This window comes from Maribellus sp. CM-23 (assembly GCF_021354595.1).
Classification (GTDB): Bacteria; Bacteroidota; Bacteroidia; order Bacteroidales; family Prolixibacteraceae; genus Draconibacterium.
Genome location: NZ_JADWYJ010000004.1, coordinates 119,359 through 140,109, shown reverse-complemented (window position 1 = coordinate 140,109; position 20,751 = coordinate 119,359). Strand labels below are relative to the sequence as shown.

General features: G+C 44.5%; 11 protein-coding genes. 8 read left to right on the top strand and 3 right to left on the bottom strand.

What is annotated here, in order from left to right; translation table 11 throughout:
- Positions 1-205: 205 nt before the first annotated feature.
- Positions 206-3,325 (bottom strand): DUF5107 domain-containing protein, encoded by a 3,120-nt coding sequence (locus INQ51_RS14480; RefSeq protein ID WP_233378685.1) that lies wholly within the window; start codon positions 3,323-3,325, stop codon positions 206-208.
- A 455-nt stretch (positions 3,326-3,780) separates the two neighbouring features.
- A complete protein-coding gene (locus tag INQ51_RS14475; RefSeq protein WP_233378684.1) occupies positions 3,781-4,230 on the bottom strand; it encodes an OsmC family protein in 450 nt (149 codons plus the stop codon).
- A gap of 127 nt (positions 4,231-4,357) precedes the next feature.
- On the opposite strand from INQ51_RS14475, the gene INQ51_RS14470 reads away from it, so the two are divergent.
- Entirely contained in the window at positions 4,358-5,023 is a 666-nt protein-coding gene (locus INQ51_RS14470) for a Crp/Fnr family transcriptional regulator (protein ID WP_233378683.1), read from the top strand.
- Positions 5,024-5,091: 68 nt separating this feature from the next.
- On the opposite strand, the gene INQ51_RS14465 is transcribed toward INQ51_RS14470, so the two are convergent.
- Positions 5,092-8,067 (bottom strand): PEP/pyruvate-binding domain-containing protein, encoded by a 2,976-nt coding sequence (locus INQ51_RS14465; RefSeq protein WP_233378682.1) that lies wholly within the window; start codon positions 8,065-8,067, stop codon positions 5,092-5,094.
- A 319-nt stretch (positions 8,068-8,386) separates the two neighbouring features.
- On the opposite strand from INQ51_RS14465, the gene INQ51_RS14460 reads away from it, so the two are divergent.
- From INQ51_RS14460 to INQ51_RS14430, 7 genes are all read left to right on the top strand, one after another.
- Positions 8,387-9,631: an ROK family protein gene (locus tag INQ51_RS14460; protein WP_233378681.1), complete on the top strand. Its 1,245-nt coding sequence runs from the start codon at positions 8,387-8,389 to the stop codon at positions 9,629-9,631.
- Positions 9,632-9,908: 277 nt separating this feature from the next.
- Positions 9,909-11,045: a DUF4855 domain-containing protein gene (locus INQ51_RS14455; RefSeq protein WP_233378680.1), complete on the top strand. Its 1,137-nt coding sequence runs from the start codon at positions 9,909-9,911 to the stop codon at positions 11,043-11,045.
- Between the two features lie 269 nt (positions 11,046-11,314).
- Entirely contained in the window at positions 11,315-14,485 is a 3,171-nt protein-coding gene (locus INQ51_RS14450; protein WP_233378679.1) for a SusC/RagA family TonB-linked outer membrane protein, read from the top strand.
- Between the two features lie 12 nt (positions 14,486-14,497).
- The gene (locus tag INQ51_RS14445) at positions 14,498-16,120 is read left to right on the top strand and encodes a RagB/SusD family nutrient uptake outer membrane protein (RefSeq protein WP_233378678.1); all 1,623 of its coding nucleotides are present in this window, start codon (positions 14,498-14,500) and stop codon (positions 16,118-16,120) included.
- Positions 16,121-16,133: 13 nt separating this feature from the next.
- Positions 16,134-17,525 (top strand): DUF5018 domain-containing protein, encoded by a 1,392-nt coding sequence (locus tag INQ51_RS14440; RefSeq protein ID WP_233378677.1) that lies wholly within the window; start codon positions 16,134-16,136, stop codon positions 17,523-17,525.
- Between the two features lie 145 nt (positions 17,526-17,670).
- Positions 17,671-18,984 carry an alpha amylase family protein gene (locus INQ51_RS14435; RefSeq protein WP_233378676.1) on the top strand — a complete coding sequence of 438 codons (1,314 nt, stop codon included), beginning with the start codon at positions 17,671-17,673 and terminating at the stop codon, positions 18,982-18,984.
- Between the two features lie 87 nt (positions 18,985-19,071).
- Positions 19,072-20,742, top strand: coding sequence for a glycoside hydrolase family 10 protein (locus INQ51_RS14430; RefSeq protein ID WP_233378675.1), 1,671 nt, complete (start codon positions 19,072-19,074; stop codon positions 20,740-20,742).
- Positions 20,743-20,751: the final 9 nt, after the last annotated feature.

Below are 20,751 nucleotides of genomic sequence, written 5' to 3'. Positions count from 1 at the left end.
CCATCAACAGGTTGCCATAAACTGGGGCGGTAATTTCATCAAGCGTGAATTTCAGATCATTTATTGAACTACCCCGCCGTAGAGCAGACGGGGTATCAAAGGCATGATATTTCTTAATTCGCCCCAAGGGGCGGAAAATAGACCCCATTAGATCCCGAGTTCAACTTCATAATTTCGGCTCACTATCGCTCCTGAAATCAGAGTCTCACTGATTTAATGCCTGGAAAACTGCCAGCAACAGCCCAAAATCGGCATTTCCTGATTCGGGATTTAACAAACTACCTCCGCTTTCGGCTTCAATCCGGCCTTGCAAAACAGCAGCTTCTGTTTCCGAACCAAAAAGTACTTCGTACGCCCACGCCGCAACCAGGCTTTTGTTTTGATCTGATTGCCAGTCTTTCAGTAAATTCCTGGCTCCATCAACGCTACCGGCCTGTTTCATAAACAAGGCCGTCAGGAATGTGCCTGCCGAAAACCGCTTGTTATAATTCGGGTAATCGATAACTTGCTGTTTCAGTTCGTTTGCTTTTTGAATGTTTCCTTTTTGAGCCCAGTACAAACTTTCCAGCGCATCTTCAATTCGCTCGTCGGTGATGTACGGTTTCCCAACGCCGAGGTTTTCTGGCCACTCGCGGGCCTGTTGAATTTGCTTGTATGCTTTAGACAATTTGCCTGACTTCAAACTCTCAAGTGCCGACATAATCGCCGCCTGCCGCCATACAATTCGACCGGCCCGTGCCCCTTCGTTGGGCAAAATGAGTGTTTTCTCCAGCAGGTTGAAAGCACTGTTGTATTGTTTGTTTATCAACAGCTCTTTTGCTTTCTGATAGGCCAGCACATAATTATCGGGGAACAACTCAGCTCCTTTTGCAGCCCAGTTTAAGGCCTCCGCAAACTTTTGTCTATCATGAAAATGATCTGACAAGGCCACGTATGTCCGCCAATTGCGGTCGTTCAACTCCAGGGCTTTTCGTAAGTCCGGTTCCCCGTCGTACGTTTTATCTCCTTTCATAAAGCGATAGCGGGTAAGATAAAAAGCGTCGAAATCCGGCTCAGAGTTGCATGCTTCCAGGTATTGTCCGGCTTCTTCCTTATTTCCTTTCGACCAGGTAAGCAGGGCCAGGTAATATTTTGTTTTCCACGACGGCATTTTTTCTTCTGCCCATTTCAATACTTCGTAGGTTTCGTTTCTCGAAGGATAAACCAGGTAAGGCGATCCGGAAAGCGCCTTTTGCAAGTAGGCATTATCGTTGGTAAGAAAGGCCAGCCAGTAATTCCCAATGGGTCCCGGTTCAACCGCCTGTAATATTTTTACGGCTTTGTCATCACAGGCCAATTCGTGGTAGGCGATGGCTTGTTCCAGACAAATTTGCTGCGGCATTTCGTAGTTTAAAACAGAAGCGAAATCGTCCTGTTTTTCAAAACGGGCAAAAGCATTCAGCGGATCAAGCACTAAAATTGCATCAAGGGCCGATTCCCGCTGTTGAGCCTCTCCCAAACTTTCGTACGCCAAAGCTTGTATCATCAACGCATTAATGTTATTCCTATCGTAATCCAACGCCTGCGCTACATACCTCAAGCATTGACTAAAATCCTTTTGAAGAAAATGAATGCCTGCCATTTTTGTATAGGCTAGAGTTTTAAAAGCCACTGAACGTGCGGCAAGGCTGTATGCTTCCAACGCTTTAAAATATTTCGTTTGCTGCTGATAGATCAACCCAAGCAGATAATTGGCTTCCAGATGATAAGTATCAACGGAAAGTGCCTTCATCAGGTATTTCTCAGCTTCCTCATCATTCGTTGCACGAAGCCGAAGTCCGCCCATTTTTACCAACGCATCGGCATAAAAAGGATTTTCTTCCAATACGCGGGCATAGACTCCGGCAGCGCCGGCATAATCTCTCTGGCGTTCTTTTTCCACACCTGAAATAAAAAGTGCATCGGACTTGTTCCAATCATATTCAGGGCTTAATTCACGAGGCTTTTCACTAAGTCTCTCCTTTCTTTCTGAAGTGGAATACGACATCAGGTTTCCGATACGAACTTCCAGGTTCTCATCAGCAATATCAAACGAATCAACAAAAGCCTGGGTAGGTTGCAAATCAACATCTTTACTGACCAATATTTTCCCATAAGAAAGTATCGTAATCTTTTCTTTTACCTCCTGATTGGCACAAAATCCAAGCGTTAGTTTACCGTTTTTCTGCTCTACATTTAGCGAACCAAAACGATTGGCCTTTACCATTCCCCCAATGTCTTTCACCGGAAACCAAAGTTCCGTGAACTTGTGTTCCGAACCCGCATAAAAAAACTGATGTTTATAGGGTGTAAGCGTACTGTTAGGCGAAGCCTGGTTAAACAGAAAGCCGGTTTGTATTTCGGTGTATTGCTTGTTCCCCGGATCGGTTAAAAGATCTTTCCAGATTTCGCCTTCACGCGAGAGTGCCCACATCCAGATTTTCTTTCCGGGTTTTTCGTCATACGGCGCCCAATGCCCTAGGCCAAATTTCTTATCCCGGAAATAACATAGGAAATGATCGGCATATTCACCCAAAACATGATACGATTTTGGCCCGCCAAAATTATTGTTTGGATATTTTGAGACATCGATGCCGCTATTGTTTACCGGCCAGGATCCGGTTTCGCCAACATGCCCGATTTCGGTATCGCCCGGGAAATAATATTCCAAATCGTCGGACACATCAAGCGAGGCGGTTGACCAGTTATAAAGCGAGGTATTCAAATCAGACGGGTTGTACCAGATCGCCCTGGTTTCGAAATAAGACTTATCGGGTTGCAGACGAATTTCCACCCTCCACTCGGTGCGCGAAGTAATGTCGGGAGCTCCAACAATACAGCTCACGCTTCCATCGGGATTATTCCGAAGAAGGTAGTTTACCGGAGAAGCCGTGGTTGGCGCATGACCGATTGAGCCAAAATTAAATTCGATGCCACCCGAAGTCCAGGCGCCCCGCATGGCGATATCCCTGAATTTCACCACCTTGTTATAGTAAATAAATTCTTCTCCGGAAGCTTTGTCAATCGCCCCCAATACCTTTCCTCCCATTTCAGGAGCGACTAACACTTTTATGTAAGGATTTTCAAGCGTAACAATTTTCCACTCTTGTTCAACGGGTCTATTGGTGAATCCATCGAAACGGAAATACGGGTAAAAATGCGTGATTTTGGCTACCGGATCGGGATCGGAATAAGGATACGTTTTAAAAAGCACCATTGATTCCGAAATGCTTGCCTGCTGCGAATAAGCATGAAAAGAAACAGCAACGGATAAAACCAGCCAGGCAAAGAGAAGCAAATTTTTCATGGTCGTAAATATTAAGTTGACTTAAGTTAGGATTCACTGCAACACACAATGCTTCACGCATTGCTTGTTCAAGAGGAATTGAGTTCCGACATGCATCTTTTAATCATTACCACACCCAACCTCTTTCTAACGAGGACTCTAAATTTACCAAAATTTCCTTTCCGACTAACGGGTACCGCGAAGAATTTGAACACATCAAAGAGTGCGTGTCCTGACCATAAAAACTTCAGAAGATGAAAACGTGAACTGACTTTATCAACCAAAGGGGGAACACCGTAAACACTATTGGATTGTTATATTTTCCGAAATCAATGTATACAAACGAATCACAAAATGGCCTAAAGGCACCATGCTCAACAAGAGGGTGATTGGTTTTAAGCTCGCACAAAAACAATAGCTCCGGCCCGGTATATAAATGTTGCTATGAGACTATATAACAAGCCGGAACTTTCTATCTAGCCCAGTTTTATTTCAACCGGAGTTTGGTTAAAAAGATTATCCAGCACGGGGCTGCGTTCTGCCATGATTGATTTCCATTTGTCTAGTGTTTCCTGGTCGGCAGTGGTTTCTGGATGTAATTCAATGGCTATTTTCTGATACCCGGCTCTTGCCTCGGTAGGCATCCCAAACATTTTGGAGGGATCCAGTTCGCCGCTTACTTTAATCTTCATATCAGACAAATCCATGTTGAGTTCTTTAGCTGTGTTAAAAGCCAGAATATGCATGCAACCGGTAAGGCCACATAAAATATACTCAACCGGATTAGGGGCTTGATCTGTTCCGCCCAAAAGTTCCGGCTCGTCAACCAGCACCTTAAAATTACGTACTGAAATTTCTGCCTGCGAAGCCGATTTGGTAGCCGACTCAACGCCAAACTCTATTTTTTGTATGTCCTTTGTTTCCATTTAAAGTGTTTTAAAATTATAATTTTACAAAGCTAATGCGAAGCCTTTCGCCGAAACATGGAAAGGCTGTGTATTGCGAAACCGCAAAGGGTGTAATTTTACACCTCTGAAATCAGAGAAAAGCAGAATGAATTCAATCAATACAAGCAACAACACCTGTATAAGAGCACTTCGGGACGAGGAAAGGACCGAGCTGTTTGCTTCGGCCAGAAGCCTGAATTTTAAAGCGGGAGAACTCGTGGTAAAAAAAGGCACCTCGGTTAATGATCTGTATTTGCTGCAAAAAGGTGCAGTTGAACTGTTAATGGATGAACAGCGCCCCAAGCAATCTTTAATGTTGTTGTTTCAGGGAGAAATTATCGGGGTGAACTGTGCCTATTCCACGATGAATTACCGCTTTTCGGCCAGGGCACTGACCGACTGCGAAGTTTTGACAATAAACTACCATACGTTTTCTGCCTATCTGAAGCACAACACAGAATTTTCAATGGCCTTTATCCGATATATTTCAATGGTTAACGAGCGTTTTCTCGACTGGCATATGAAACTCTCTCAGAAGAACTCGGCGGGGGCTCTTGCTTTTTTATTGTGTGAATTCGAAAAAAGCTACGGGAAAAGCAGCTTTGAACTACCGCTTAACCGAAGCGATATCGCACGGGTCATTGGCTTCTCAAAAGAAAGTGTACTGAAAAACCTGGCCCATTTCAGAAATGAAGGGATTGTGGAAAGCACAGGTAAAAAGGTAAAAATACTGGACTCTGGCCGTCTGCTGGATATTTCCAACTACGGCTAAAACCAGCTACGCCCCCGCTTTCCGGCACATTCCTGCAATCTGTTCTTAAAAAAGCACAGACTACCCACCTAACAATGAATCAACGCTTTTCGCTCCCGGCCGTTCATTAAAATCGTCAACGGCTTGTTAAAATGAACATGCTTAACAAATTCCGTTTCATGAACCAGGGTTTGTTGTTTCAAGGCCTCCATTTTCAGTTTTGAGTTCCAGGAATTGTGAGACACTGAAAAATACCCCACATTCATGGAAGTTACGTTGTGAAAGAAGTGAGACCCCAGCGAAGCATCGAGCGGAAAATCGGGCAATCCCATTTCCACGATAATCTTTGCCTTCGAAATATTTGCCCAAAGCACCGGAATTCCCGTGTAAGGATCGCGTGATCCCCATCGCCCCGGTCCGATAAGAATGTACTCCCGTTTTTGTTCTTCGAAAAACTCGTTTAACTTACTGATTTCCCGCGCCATTTCCCGGGTTTTCATCCGGTCAAACTTCTCGGGATCAACATACACCACATCGCGAATTTCCTCGATAATACCATTGCCCATACCGCGTTCGGCATACATAAATATCCGCTCTTCTTCCACGGTCTTAATATCAACCTCCACCTGGTCTTCAATACGGATCAATGGCTTGATCTGCAACAAGTAAAGCGTTGGCAAACCGTTTTCGGCCGGTTCAATATCGAGGGCATATTCAATCTCTACCGGCGACCCCATGGCTTCTTTGAACAACTTCAACAAAAGCTGTAGAGCCTCTGACAATGGCAGATGGTTGTATTTTAGAATGTTGGCAAAATCGATCACTTTGGGTCCGTTCCCGTAAACACCGGGAATCAGATCATCGTTTTCCATCGAATAGGTTGACGCCGAATGTTCCAGGGTCCCATCCATTTCGGCTTCCCGAATCCGGTATTTCTTGATGGCTGCATCTTCTCCTTTCACCACCAGGTTAAACTCTTTCTGAGTTAAATCGATGGCATAAAATTCTTTTTGGGTATCACGCAACTGGTCGCCCAAAGCCGAAGCATTCAGCTGCGGGTATTTTGGGCAAAACCGGAACGAGTTTTCGCCACCCACCACGTACATTCCCAGACCAACCGCTGCCACCGAAAAACCATCTTCGGGCTGCATGTAGGAAATGGGATAATAATTGTACGACTGCGCCACCCCCGAAAGAGTTGGGTAAAACTTATCGTTATACTCGTGGCCCACCACTTCCTGGATCACCACGGCCATTTTCTCTTCTTCAATTTTATAGCTCACCGCATCGAAATAAGCTTGGGCCGCATCGGTGAAGATACTTGAATAAACCAGTTTGATGGCTGTTTCGAGCTGCTGGTACCGAACTGCCAGGTCTTCGTGGTTGTTCGGAATCAGGTAAGTGGCATAAACCCCCGAGAAAGGCTGCAAAAGGGAGTCTTCGAACAAACCGGAAGAACGCACAGCCAGAGGCCGTTTTACTTCCTTCAGGTAATTCATCAACCGGTGACGGATCCGCTCGTCAAATTCCGAATCGAGAAAATGCTGCCGGATGGCCTCATAGTCATTCAGGGAATAAATGTCGTCGTAGAGATTGTTCATCTCCACAAACTTATCAAATTGCAATGCCCCAATCACCGCAGTGGACGGAATCCGGATATTGAGATCAGGGATCATCTTACGAAAATCAATGTTTTCGATAAAGTTGCAAATGAAAGCAATGCCTCTGCCCTTCCCTCCGAGCGAGCCTTTTGCCATTCGTACAATAAAGTGGCTGGCATTCAGAAATTCCGGATCAAAATTTACAATGGTTCCCCGCAGGCGTTCAAAACGAACGGTTTTAAACACATCGAGACAAAACTGCCTTAACTCTTCAGAAGTTTGAAAATCGGTCATCTGAACGGGACGAAGCCGTTCGGCCATATTGATTTCCCCACGCGCCATCAACCAGGTAGAAAATGAGTTCCGGCTTCCGTGATACTGCAAAGCCCCTGCCGGGACATCCCTTAATTTCTCCTGAAACTCGGTAAGGTTTCGGGCCTCGGTAATAGGAAGACCATTTATATCTTTAAACACAAAATGGCCAAAACCAAGACGCCGGTACAAAAAGTTCAGAATGTCCATCGAAAGACTTTCCGAGTTTTTGTTGATGAAATCGGCACCTACTTCGCGTGCCCGTTGTGCATTGGTTATATCGTGCGACTGCAACAACAATGGCAGCGGATACCGGTAAGTGTTGTTTACATATTTTAGCAGCTCAATCCCGGCATCTTCGTTTTCAACTCCCTCCATTTCAAACTTCACATCCGAGATCACGCATAGAATATACCGCTTGTAATTGTTTATGAACCGTACAGCTTCTTCGTAATTATCCACCAGTATCACCTTTGGGCGGGCCCGCATGCGCAAAATCTTGTGCAACTCATCCCTGGCATCGTCTTTTAGCAGGGCTTGCGTTTGGGTCATAACCGTGGTGTACAACATGGGCAAGTAGCGCGAATAATACTGAATGCTGTCCTCCACCAACAGAATCACCCTGACATTCCCGTTCTGCGTGTCGCGCGCTACGTTTTTTATGTCCTCAATGTATTTAATCATAGCCATGAAAACATTGGAGTTTCCATTCCACACAAAAATGCGGTCCACAAAATCCAGCTTGCGTCTTTCTTCCTGGAAATAGCGCAGGTCGGCATTGTTATTCACCAGCAATAAAAGAGGAACCAACGGCCGTATATTCCGGATGGCACGGGCCGCTGCCACAGGCGAATCCTTGTCTACTCCTGCCATGACAATGATCAGATCGAAATCGCGATGCTCCAGTGTAAGCAAGGCATCTTCCATGGTATGCACACTGGTAAAACGTGGAGCCGCGTATAAATTCAGCTGAAGGTACTCTCCAAAAATTTTATCGCTGAACTGCCCCTCGCGAACAATCGAGTACGAATCGTACAACGTTGCCACCAACAATACCTCCTTAACTTTAGTAGGCATTAACTCCTGAAATATATCGCGATCCGTTTTTCGCTTCTTATAAATGTTTGCCAATGAAATGCTGTCTATATCCATGCCGGTAAAAATAAGGTCTGAAATTAGATAATTTTTGCAATCTGTCTGAAAAGAATACACAAAATCCTCCCCCGAAGCAGGTCCTCCAAATCAGCACAAAAAAGTAGCATAAAAAAATCACGCTGTTAAACCCACGAATTATGAACAAAAGCTTCATTCCCATGTAGTGGATTCTTTAATCAAAAAAAACACACGTTCTACAGGAATACCACAGAACACCTTGTCCTATAGACATTTCCGCTAAATACAATTATTATGATGACACACTAAATCAAAATATTGATTTTTTCTCTTGTCTTTAATAAAAATATTTACAAACTTGCCGACATCAAATAAAATAAACTACAATCTAACCGTGGACTTGTTCTCAAGAAATATTGACGATATCAATAACCTAAACCGTCAGCTGGCGCAAAAACGTAAAATTGTTGCCTTGTTGAACCGGTCCGAGAAGGAACTTACGATCCCCGGGATCTGTAAGAAGGTGAAATTAAGTGTTCCTACGGGCACCAAACTCATCAACGAGCTCATCAGCGACAAGATCATTATCGATTCAGGCAAGAAAGAAACCGACAACGGACGGCGTCCCGTTTTGTACAAAGTCGATCCCGAATACGCCTACTCAATTGGCCTCGTTATCCAGCTAAAAGGAATATCCATTTCCATATTCAACATGGAGATGAACGAAGTTTATTCAAACTTAGATGAGAACTTCGTGCTGGAGAATTCGATTGCATGTCTTGAAAATGTAGTTGACATTATCCGGCAGGCAGTAGACAACTCGCAAATTGAGCCCAAACGGATTCTTGGAATGGGCATCGGAATTACAGGACGCGTTAATGCGCGCACCGGTTATTCCTACAATTATTTCAACTTCCTCGATGGGTCTTTGGTCGATTTCTTTTCGGACAAATTTGACTTCCCGGTTTATGTGGACAACGACACACACGTTTTGGGGCTTGCTGAACAGTATTTCGGAAAAGCACGAAACATCCAGAATGCCTTTGTGCTAAACCTCAGCCGCGGAATGGGGCTTGCCATCATTTCAAACGGCGAGATCATTGGTGGAGAACAGGGCTTTGCCGGAGAATTCGGACACATACAACTGGGCGATTCCAACCGCCTTTGTTTGTGCGGAAAACGTGGTTGCCTCGGAACTGAAGTCGGCGGACATGCCCTGGAACAAAACTTCCAGGAGCACATCGAACAAGGAGAAACCTCGCTATTAACAACGAACAAAAACTTATCTGAAATAAAATACCAGGATATACTGAAAGCGGCTTCAGAAGGAGACGCTCTGTCCATTTCGCTAACACATAATATTGGGTTTAAACTGGGAAAAGCACTCGGGAATATGATCAATCTTTTAAACCCGGGCATCATTATCATTGGCGGCGGTTTTACCCTGGCCCGGGACATCCTCACGGATTCCGTTAAGTCGGGAATGACCCACACCGCCTTGTCGCTTCCACTTCGCAACTGCGAACTGATGTTCTCTTCTACCGAAGATGCAACCATCAAAGGAGCGGGCGCCATTGTTTTTAATCAACTACAACTACTATAACAGATCCATAAGACAATAACCGACTAAAAAACAATAAATTATGACAAAAAGCTAAACCTTTACAAAAAAGTCTGCCACAAGGCTTCGGAGGCGCTAGGACAGGCTACTAAGTAAATTAGTTACATCAAATTTACTCACGATGGTGCTGAAAACTCTGTTTCGCACAAGACAAACCTATTAATTCTCTCTGATTACCTGAAGCTTACAAAGCTACAGATAAGATAATCATAGCTTATAAGTGAATACATACTCGGTCTGAGTATTAAAATTTTGTATGATGACAAATCTGCAGAAGATAGCTGTTTTTCCCCTTTTTCTATGCTTTTTCATAACAAGTATAACCGCTTGTTCTCAAGAATCAAAGCACGAAGACGAGGAGGATATAATTTTTAAGGATGAGCCTTCTACACGCGAACTCAAGCATTATCAGGTGATACCGAATGACCTTGTACTGATTTATGACGGCGGGGCACACCGCAGCATCCAATGGAACAAAGAGCATTTCGCACCCTATGTATCCGCACAGGTCAACGGGGCAGAAAACTGGCTGTTCGACGGCTTCCTTTTTCTCGAAATCCACGATGGGCAAGGCCGCGGCTTTGCTTCCGGATACCAGGCCAAGGCTGCCCGTAAAACCGAGTGGGAAAACCTGCTGAAAAATTATTTCGCCAAAGGAAACGGAATAAATGCATTGAACGAACAGATCGAAGAGGTAAAAAAGACCGGAAAGGTAACCGGAGAATTTGAAAAAAGAAAAGTTGTACTGTGTATTCCCGAGCCCATTCCCAACCAAACCGACTGGGGGCAACTGGATGGCCGCTCTCTTCAGTTTTTTAAAAAGGAAGACCGGCTTGATGCCTGCAAATGGTACATTGACTATGCCGAACAGCTCTTCCAAGACGCAGGGTTTGAACATGTTGAACTGGTTGGATTTTACTGGCTTGCCGAAGAAGCCACGAACAGTAGAAACCTGGCGAACGATGTAGCAGATTATGTATACGAGAAAAAATACGACTTCTATTGGATTCCGTATTTCAACTCTGACGGTTACTCCGAATGGAGAAACCTCGGATTCAATGTGCCTTATTATCAGCCCAACTATTTCTTTAGCGAGAGCGTTCCCTATTCCCGACTTCAGGAAGCCTGCAACAGAGCGAACAAATTCCAGATGAATATGGAAATTGAGTTCGACGACAGAGCGTTGAAAACCAAAGGATGGGGATACCGATTAACGGATTACCTGGATGTTTATGAAAAGAACGGGGTTTTTGATTCTCTCAAAGTGGCCTATTATCAAGGGGGAGATGCTTTTTACAAGTTATCTCAATCTGAAGACGAAGAAGATCAAGCCTTGTATCAGCGCATTATTCACCTGATAACTCAAAGAGCAAACAAGCCTCGTATTGATCAATAATCAATCTTTTGTTACCAAAACAAGTTGATGATAAAATCAGAATCACAGATTCAAAAAAGAATTAATCGATTTCAAGAAAAGTACCTAACATAAAAATCTTTTGAGAAGGCAAGGAAGCCCTTGACCTCCTTATCCGAACCATATTCTAACTCAAATGTGAAATAGATCCACAAAAAGTCTATAATCTAATTCAAATTCAGAAAGTTGACAAACTGAATTTTTAATCACTATGCAACTTAATTCATTTAAAAAACAGTAAAAACTAAATCATGAAAAGTGACAAACGATCTTTCATTTGGAAGAACAGATTTCTACAAAATCTGATCTTAGCACTATTCTTTTTCTCAGCCAACGTTACGTATGCACAGGTTAACGTACAAGGAAAAGTAGCTGACACTAACGGAGAAACACTTATTGGCGTAACTGTTCTCGTAAAAGACACGAAACAAGGCACTGTTACTGATGCCAACGGAGAATTCACTCTTTCTGTGCCCTCCATCAACAGCACTCTGCTCTTTTCGTACGTGGGTTTTATTGCACAGGAGGTACCCTTATCGGGCCGAACCTACCTGAACATTACACTGGCGCAAGACACTGAAGAGCTTGACGAAGTGATCGTGGTAGGTTACGGAACTCAAAAGAAAGTGAGCGTTACCGGATCTGTAGCACAGATCGAAAGCAAAGAGCTGCTGCAGGCTCCTTCGGGCAACATCACTTCCTTACTATCCGGAAAACTACCGGGACTTTCCACTTTGCAAACTTCGGGACAACCGGGGGCTGACGGAGCGTCCATACGGGTAAGGGGACTTTCTACCTTAGGAAATAGTTCGGCTACCCTGATTGTGGACGGGGTGCAACGGAGCTTTGCTCAGCTTGATCCTAACGACATCGACAAAATATCTATTTTGAAAGATGCTTCTGCTGCTGCCGTTTACGGGGTACAGGGAGCTGGCGGTGTAATTCTAGTCACTACCAAAAGAGGGACACAGCAAGCGCCCAAAATTACTTACACAGGCAAAGTGTCTTATAACCAGAATACTTTTTTCCCTGAATTCTTGGACGGGCCTGACTTTATTAAATGGTACAACAAAGCGCTCGAGATGGACGGAAAAGACCCGATTTTCACCCAAAGCCTTTACGAGAAATCACTAAATGGCGATCCCGAAGGAAAAATTGGTAACACCAACTGGTTTGATGAAATTATGAAACCGGGTTCTTTCTCAACCCACCACAACTTAAGTGTAAACGGAGGAAACGAGTCAGTAAGATATTTCCTGTCGGCAGGATATCTTTCGCAGGATGGAATTATTGACAACTTCGATTTCAAACGGTACAATGTACGGTCGAATATTGACGTAAAACTGAATCACGGATTTCGCCTGGAGTTGGATTTGGCAGCCCGGCAGGAAGATCGAAAAGCAGGATATTTCGCAGTATCGAACCAGGCATGGAACAACCCGATCACATTGGCATCGAAAGTGTTCCCGTTTTTGCCAACCACTTACGACGGATTGCCGACAGTAGGCCATTTTAACAAAAACAACACGTTTAACCCGGTGGTTTACAACAATGTGGGCTACAACAATTCGGTGTTGAATGTCCTGCAGTCTTCTGCAAAATTTGCCTGGGAACTTCCCTGGATCAAAGGATTGGAACTTGGCATTAAAATGAGTTACGATAAAGATTATACTACGCGTCGTGCATGGGCTGCTCCGGAAATGGTAAACAGCTACGATATTGCTACCAATACCTACTCCGAAGTGCTGACAAACTTATCAGTAACTGCGAACAACGTTGAATCATTCACCCACGCAACCAGCCAGTTCTACCGTAGAACATTACAGCCATCAATCAATTATGCAAATACATTCGGCAAACATGACATTTCCGGATTATTCCTTTTTGAAGAGGCATTACAGGAAGGTGAAGATTTGGGGGCGGTAGCCATTGATTATGATGTTACCACCCTGCACGAACTGGACATGGGGAATGACATCAAAGACAATAACGGAAGACCCAACGTATGGGGAAACAGCAGCGTATTCAGACGCGCAGGTTTTGTAGGCAGGATCAACTATGCCTTCGACAACAAATACCTGCTTGAGCTGGCTGCCCGTTACGACGGCTCTTCACGTTTCGCTCCGCAAAACCGTTGGGGTTTCTTCCCTGCTGCATCTGCCGGATGGAGAATTTCAGAAGAAGCTTTTTTTAGCGGGTTAAAAGATGTTATCGAAAACCTGAAACTTCGTGCTTCTGCCGGTGTGCTTGGTAACGACCTCAACGTGGGACAGTTTGCCTACCTGAACATGATGAGAAGAAACCCTGCAACCATTTATATTGGCGACAAAGAATACATCTCGGTATATACTGCCGGAGAAGTAAACAGGGACATTACCTGGGAAAAAACAGCCACTTACAACGTCGGTTTTGAGTTAATGTTTAGCAGAGGCATATTCGGGATGGAGTTTGACTACTTCTACAAACACACCCGCGATATCCTGATCAGCGGAGGCAGCCTTTACCCCTGGTCTCTGGGAGGAAACTACCCGGGAACAGTGAACGGTGGCGAAGTGGCAAACCACGGACTTGAACTGGTACTGACTCACAACAACAAAGTTGGCCAAGTAAACTACAGTGTTAAAGGTAACATGGGGTGGTCGAGAAATAAAGTTCTGAAAATGAACGAAAGCCCGAATACTCCGGCTTATCAAAAACGCACCGGAAGAAAACTCGGTGAAAAAATGGGCTTCATTGCTGAAGGCTTATACCAGAGTGAAGAGCAGATCATGAACACTCCTACCTTGAGTCACCTTCAGAAGATTAGCCAGATCCGGCCCGGAGATATCATTTACAAAGACTTGAACGGAGATGGTAAAATCGAGAGAGCTCAGGATTATACATTCCTGGGTAACAGCAGCTTCCCTGAATTAATGTACGGTCTTAACATGAGCGCTTCATGGAAAAACTTTGACGCTTCCGTATTCTTTCAGGGAGCAGCAATTCGTGACATATTCCTAAGTGGAGTTTACGGGAATGGAGCGGTAGATGCGACCATTTACACTCGTCCTTTCCACGGAAACGGGAACTCGCCCAGATTCCTGATTGAAGATAGCTGGACACCCGAAAACATGGACTCAGAATTTGCCCGTCTTACCACCGTTGCAGCCGAAGTAGGTAATGCCAACGGATGGGCTTCATCCTGGTGGATGCGCGATGCCAGTTACCTCCGGTTAAAAAATGCACAGATCGGGTATACCGTAAACAGCAGCTACTTAAAAGCAGCCGGGATCGATGTGGTCAGGTTAAGTTTCACAGGATCCAACCTTCTCACATGGTCAGGTTTAAATAAGTATGGCATTGACCCGGAAGCTCCGGAGATTAGCAACGGATATTATCCGCAGCAACGTACATACGAGTTCGGTCTAAGTGTAACATTTTAAAAAGGAATAACAATGAAAATAAGAAATTTTAAATATCAGCTACTCGCTCTGTTCACATTGCTACTCCTGGGTGCTTGCAGTGAGGAGTATCTAAACCCGGAGCCTCGCACGGTGTACACAGAAGCAGAGATTTGGAAGACAAAAGAAAATACCTATCTGTATATCAATGGTTTTTACAAACCCATTTATGAATATGGTCCGTATGGGAAAAAATATGCTGGCGTTGCACTGAACGACGGTTTTAGCGACATCGTAAAGTACAACCAACATGTGATGGGAGCCAATGGCGGAGATGTAAACAAAACAATCCTCAACCCTATCATCAGCCCAACCGGCATTGTATTGTCCGACTATCAATATGAATACAACCGTATACGCAGGATCAATGAGTTCCTGTATGGTCTGGAAAATTACGTCACCTATTCCAACGAAGACAAGGTTCTTATGGAAGCCCAGGCCCGGTTCTTCAGAGGATTCCTGCACTTTATGTTGGTTAGAAGTCACGGTGGAATTATTATTCGCGATTATATCGATGGACCAAATGAAGCTTACAAAGCCAGAAGCACCGAGAGTGAATGTTATGATTTTATCACCAAGGAACTGGATTTTGCTGCTGAAAACCTGCCCGCACAATGGGAGGCTGCCAGCTTGGGACGTTTGACAAAAGGCGCAGTGTATGGTTACAAATCGAGAGTGATGCTTTATGCCGAAAGATGGCAGGAGGCCGTTGACGCTGCCGAAGAGGTAATAAAAGAAGAGGATAATTTATACCAGCTGGAATCGGATTATGATAAAATCTTCAAAACCCGGGACAGCAAAGAAGGTGTTCTTTCCTATCGTTTTGGAGGAACTTTAGGACATTCATTCCACCAGTTGTATTGCCCCAAAGGTGATAAAAGCGAAGGGGTTATCGGTATCGCAGGGCCTACGCTTGAAATGGTTGACTCATACCGGATGGCGGACGGAAGTGAATTCGATTGGAATAACCCGGAACATGCTGCCAATCCTTACGCAAACAGGGAACCCCGCTTTTACGCCTCAGTTCTCTACAACGGTGCAAGCTGGAAAGGACGCACCATTGAAACTTTTGTAGGCGGACAAGATGGTTTTGAGCCTTATGCTGCACAACAAAGTTCAGGAGGTACCACTACAGGGTATTACATCCGTAAAATGCTTGATGAAAACGCTCCGATGGATCAGGTGAGCGCACAAACCTGGTACGAAGTAAGGTATGCCGAAGTGCTTTTAAACCATGCCGAGGCACTCAATGAACTGGGAAGAGGTGAAGACGCCCTGGTTTCGCTCAATAAAGTCCGTACAAGAGCCAAGTTGCCCAAAATCACTGTTAGCGATAAGGAAGCACTGCGCGAAATTATCCGGGAAGAACGCAAAGTAGAACTGGCTTTTGAAGGTCAGCGCTATTGGGATTTACGTCGCTGGAAACTGGCAACAGAAGTTCTTAACGGAGTAAGAATGCATGGTACCAAAATCACGAAAGATGGAGATTCATTCATTTACGAAACGGTAGAATGTGATGATAAGGATCGCGTGTTTAAAGAGAGTTACTACAAACTCCCTGTTCCTCAAAATGAAATAGATAATAATCCTTTGTGCAAGCAAACACCGCTTTGGTAAAAAAAGAACAATCATGAAAAAGAATGTATATATATCATTATCGTTGTGCATATTCGGCTTAGCCTTTTTGCTGACAGGGTGCCAGGAAGCAGAAGAATTGGTTCCCACTGCCGGAAATAAACTGACTGCACTTAGTTTCCTTACCTCTGATTTGGTTGATACTAAAATTACTGTAGAGGAAACAGATACAGAAAGTGTTATCAAAATTGACGCTGATGTAAACGGGTTAAAAACCACCGATATGACTAAGATTAGCGTATCGGCGAACATTCCCAACAATGCCCGCATAGAACCTGCTTTCGTAGGACCGGTTGACCTCTCCCAACCATACAACTTTGAAGTAGTTGGTGCAGACGGCGAACGTCAAGCCTATATTATCGAGGCCCGCTTGAGCGTTGTTTATCAACATCGTACCCTATGGAAAAAAACAGCCACCGAATTGGGCTTTAACAACCATAACAACGGCGCCGTAGGTTTTAGTGGCGATTATGTAGTGGTGCACGACAGGGGCGGATTATTTTACGCCAACATTTCGGACGGAGAAAGAGCCGGAAATATTTCCATGGAAGGCATCGACTGGGGCAGCCTGCAAAGAACAGTTCCGCTACACATGGCTACCGATGATGCGGGCAACATCGCTTCCTGCAACTTTGGAGTAGCTGAAGGAGATGTAATTCACATGTATTGGTGGGAAGGAGTAACAGCCACACCTAAAATGTTGTTTGAATATGTTCTGGATATTCCGGGAGTACAGGTTGGTAGAAAAATATATGTTAGAGGAGATATGACCGACCATGCCTTCCTCTACCTGGGCCTTTCCAAGAAAAACATGTTCCTGCAATGGGAAATAAAAGATGGACAGGTAGTAACGCAAGAACCTCGAAGAGTGGATTATTCGCTCGACTATACCATGGGCGTACAAGCCAAAATTGTACCGATAGAAGTTGGTGCCAACAGCAACTATTTTGTGGCCCGGTACGAAGACGGCGTTGGCAAAGTTGCCATTACGTATATGGATGGAACAACCAATCAGCCCATCTATCAATCAGAGCACCATATTCAGGGAATTTATCACCAATGGTTAGGTGGTGGCCATGCTTTCGATTATGCCCAAATGGATGGAGCATACTATATGTTTATGATTGAGCAAAATGGAGGCAACTGGATGCGGGAGATTTTCGACATCAGAAAAGTAATGCTGAGACCTGATAAAATTAGTTCGATCATGGATCTAATTAAATTCAGGAATTGGAACGACTGGTTGAATTTCCCCTTGGATCCTAATTTTGCCAGCAACGGCAATGTTACCGGTGATGTAAAAGTGAAGGTTAGCCCAGACGGAAAATCAGCCTTGGTAGCTTTCTTGTGTACCAACGGAGGAGTAGAACTCTGGGAAATCTATTAATAAGCAGTCTATTGCTTAGATAGTAAAAGAGAGGTGGCTAAGTTATGGCACCAAGTTTCCTGCAATGTGCCAACATCAGGAAGCATCTGCCAAAAACTCGGCCGCCTTTCTTTCTTTTTTTATTGATACTTTGGAGGCATTTCACATGAAAAATAAACTTCATACAGTATTTATTTGCCTGTTGGTACTGACTGGCTGCTCCGGGTCAGTTGGCCAAGAACTTGAAGATGACGAGGTAAAATGGAAAGAACCTCCTGTCGAACTCCCTTCGATTCCGGTGGATGAAAAACCCCGGATTTTATGGATGGATGCTTCAGCGAATTTTGATTACCTGGCCAACAGTAAAGAAAACGTTCGGACTTGTCTCGCCAAAGCAAAACACAGTGGATTCACTGAAATTGTTGTGGATGTAAGACCTACCTGCGGAGATGTTTTGTACAACAGCAACATTATTGAGTCAATCACAACTTTAAACCATGTGCAAAGAACGGCTTCGTGGGACTATCTGGGTACGTTTATCGAAGAAGCGCACAACCTGGGTCTGAAAGTGAATGCAAACATCAATGTGATGGTAGGCGGAAATATACGCGACGGCGGTGTTTTGTACCGGGATAGCGAAAAAAGCACCTGGGCAACTCAGCTCTATTATCCGTCAGGCATTATTTCAATAATGGATGATGATAAATCGCACGCCAAATTTTTCAATCCCGTAAACCCGCAAGTACAGGCGTATCTTTTGTCTATCCTTAGGGAGCTGGCTCAAAATTACTCCAAGCTCGATGGTATTATTTTGGACAGGGCCCGCTTTAACTCCATCGAAAGCGACTTCTCCCAACTCACAAAGGCTGCGTTTGAAAAATACATCGGGAAAACGGTGGATTCTTTCCCCTATTCTGTTTTTACCTGGAATGCAGACAAAGTAAACCCGGGAACGCATTATAAACAGTGGCTCGAATTCAGAGCAAAAATTACCTATGATTTCTTCCAAAAAGCCAAGCAAGCCATTAAAGAAGTAAATCAGGATATAAAATTTGGCACCTATACCGGATCGTGGTATTCGTCTTATTACAACGAAGGCGTGAACTGGGCCAGTAAGCGCTACGATACTTCTGCCCACTATTCCTGGGCAACCCCGGCGTACAAAAACTATGGCTATGCCTCCCTTTTGGATTTATACATGACCGGGGCTTACGGCACAACCTTGTACGGCGCCGCAAATGAATGGACCGTTGAAGGAGCGATCCTGAACGCAAAAAAAGTCATCTTGGGAGATGTAAATGTAGTGGGAAGTTTGTACGGGCTTAACTACGAGAACAAGCCAAAAGATGCTGAAGAAGCTGTGTATATTGCAATGACCGTGGGCGACGGCTTGATGTTTTTTGATATGATCTATTTAAGGATGTACGATCAGTGGGATGCTGTTAAGCGGGGCATCGACCGTGCTTTGGCAAATGACTAGATTAAGGGAAGCATTCCTGGTGGGAATACTCCTGAAATAGAAAAATCCAGAAAAAGATTGAATTTGTTAATCGAAAATAATGTAACAATGAAGCATTACTTTTTAATCGGGATATTTTCCCTGCTAGGCTTAATCGGTTGTCAAACAAAAACAAGCTGGTTGGACACCTCTTTGGATCCAGCCATTTTCCATGAGAAAGGAACAAAGAAACTAAGCTCGGTAGATCCCGAAAACAGGGATTTCCCGGGAGGACGAGGCCCGAATCACCTGGTGGCATATACCAATGCCTTTGGCGAAAAAACCGGAACGAATGAATGGGGAAGTGAAGCTGTTATTCAGCATGGCCGCGTGGTAAGTATTGGAAGTAACAACTCCGATATTCCGGCTGACGGACTGGTGCTTTCGGGGAATGAAATTGCGAGCCAATGGATAAACCAGACCCTTAATGTAGGAATGGAAATTAAACTGGAAGGCGATGTGATACATTATGCCACCACAGAAAACACCTACATTTACCAGGCACGCGAACTGTACAAAAAAGTATTGCAACGTGCTGATGCCGGAAAAATGACCAACAAACAGGCAATTGACCTCTTCGTTAAAAACGGACAAGCCGATTTCGACGCTTTTGAAAAAGCAAAAAAAGAACAAAATGCAGAATTGGTTTTGACGCATGGGAAAAAGTTATTGAATAGCGCGAAGGATCTGTATTACAGTTCATTTGAACCACGAGAAAATGAGTTCAGAGGAGTTTGGGTTCGCTTAAGAGACAAAACGCCGGAAGAGTTAAGAGCCACCATCAAGCGCATGGCTGATGCCGGATTCAATGCCATACTCCCGGAAACCATTTACGATGGTTACGCCATCTATCCCGATGCCCATGCCCTATTGCCTCAACTTCCCCAATTTGCAGGCTGGGATCCCATGCAGATTATGACGGAAGAATGTGAAAAATACGGCATGCAGGTTATCCCCTGGTGCGAAATGTTTTTTGTTGGAGGCGCCAACTCTCCCCTCGTGAAGCAGAAACCTGAATGGGTAGGCAAATTCAGACACGGAGAAATTTTTGCTGAATTGGAACCGGGCTTTCATTACTTCTGCCCTTCACGACCTGAAGTGGCCGACTTCCTGCTGAAAACAGTCGATACCATGTTGGAGAGATATCCCATCACGGAAGTACAACTTGACTACATTCGCTATTCGCTGAGTGAGCCCTGGGACAAAGGATTTTGCTATTGCGATTACTGCCGCAAACAAGTGGGCAATCAGCTGAATTTCGACATTATGGCCATTTCTCCCGAAAACAAAAAGGAATGGGAACAATGGAATAACTACCGCACAAACAATATTACCGGCTTTGTAAAACAAGTGAATGACCTGCTGCAAACAAAACATACCGAAGTTAAGCTCTCCGTTGACGTGGTACCCCACCCAATTGAAAGTACAAGGTTGAAATTCCAGAACTGGGGATCATGGGTAGAGAATGACCAGGTGGATGTCGTTTACATTATGAGTTACGCCATTGATAACGAGATGGTGAGAAACGACACACAGAGCTTGATGAAAATCACTAAAGGAACAGAGGCTCGCTCGATTGTGGGCCTGGGCCCCTACCTTGGGTTTACACCGGAAACTTTGCTGGAGCAAATTGAAGTTTCAAGAGAAGCCGGCGCTGATGGTGTATGCCTGTTCTCATTCAACGGACTGAGTGAACAACAGCTCGAAGCATTGAAACATGGGCCATTCCGTCGTCTTTAGCCAGAATAA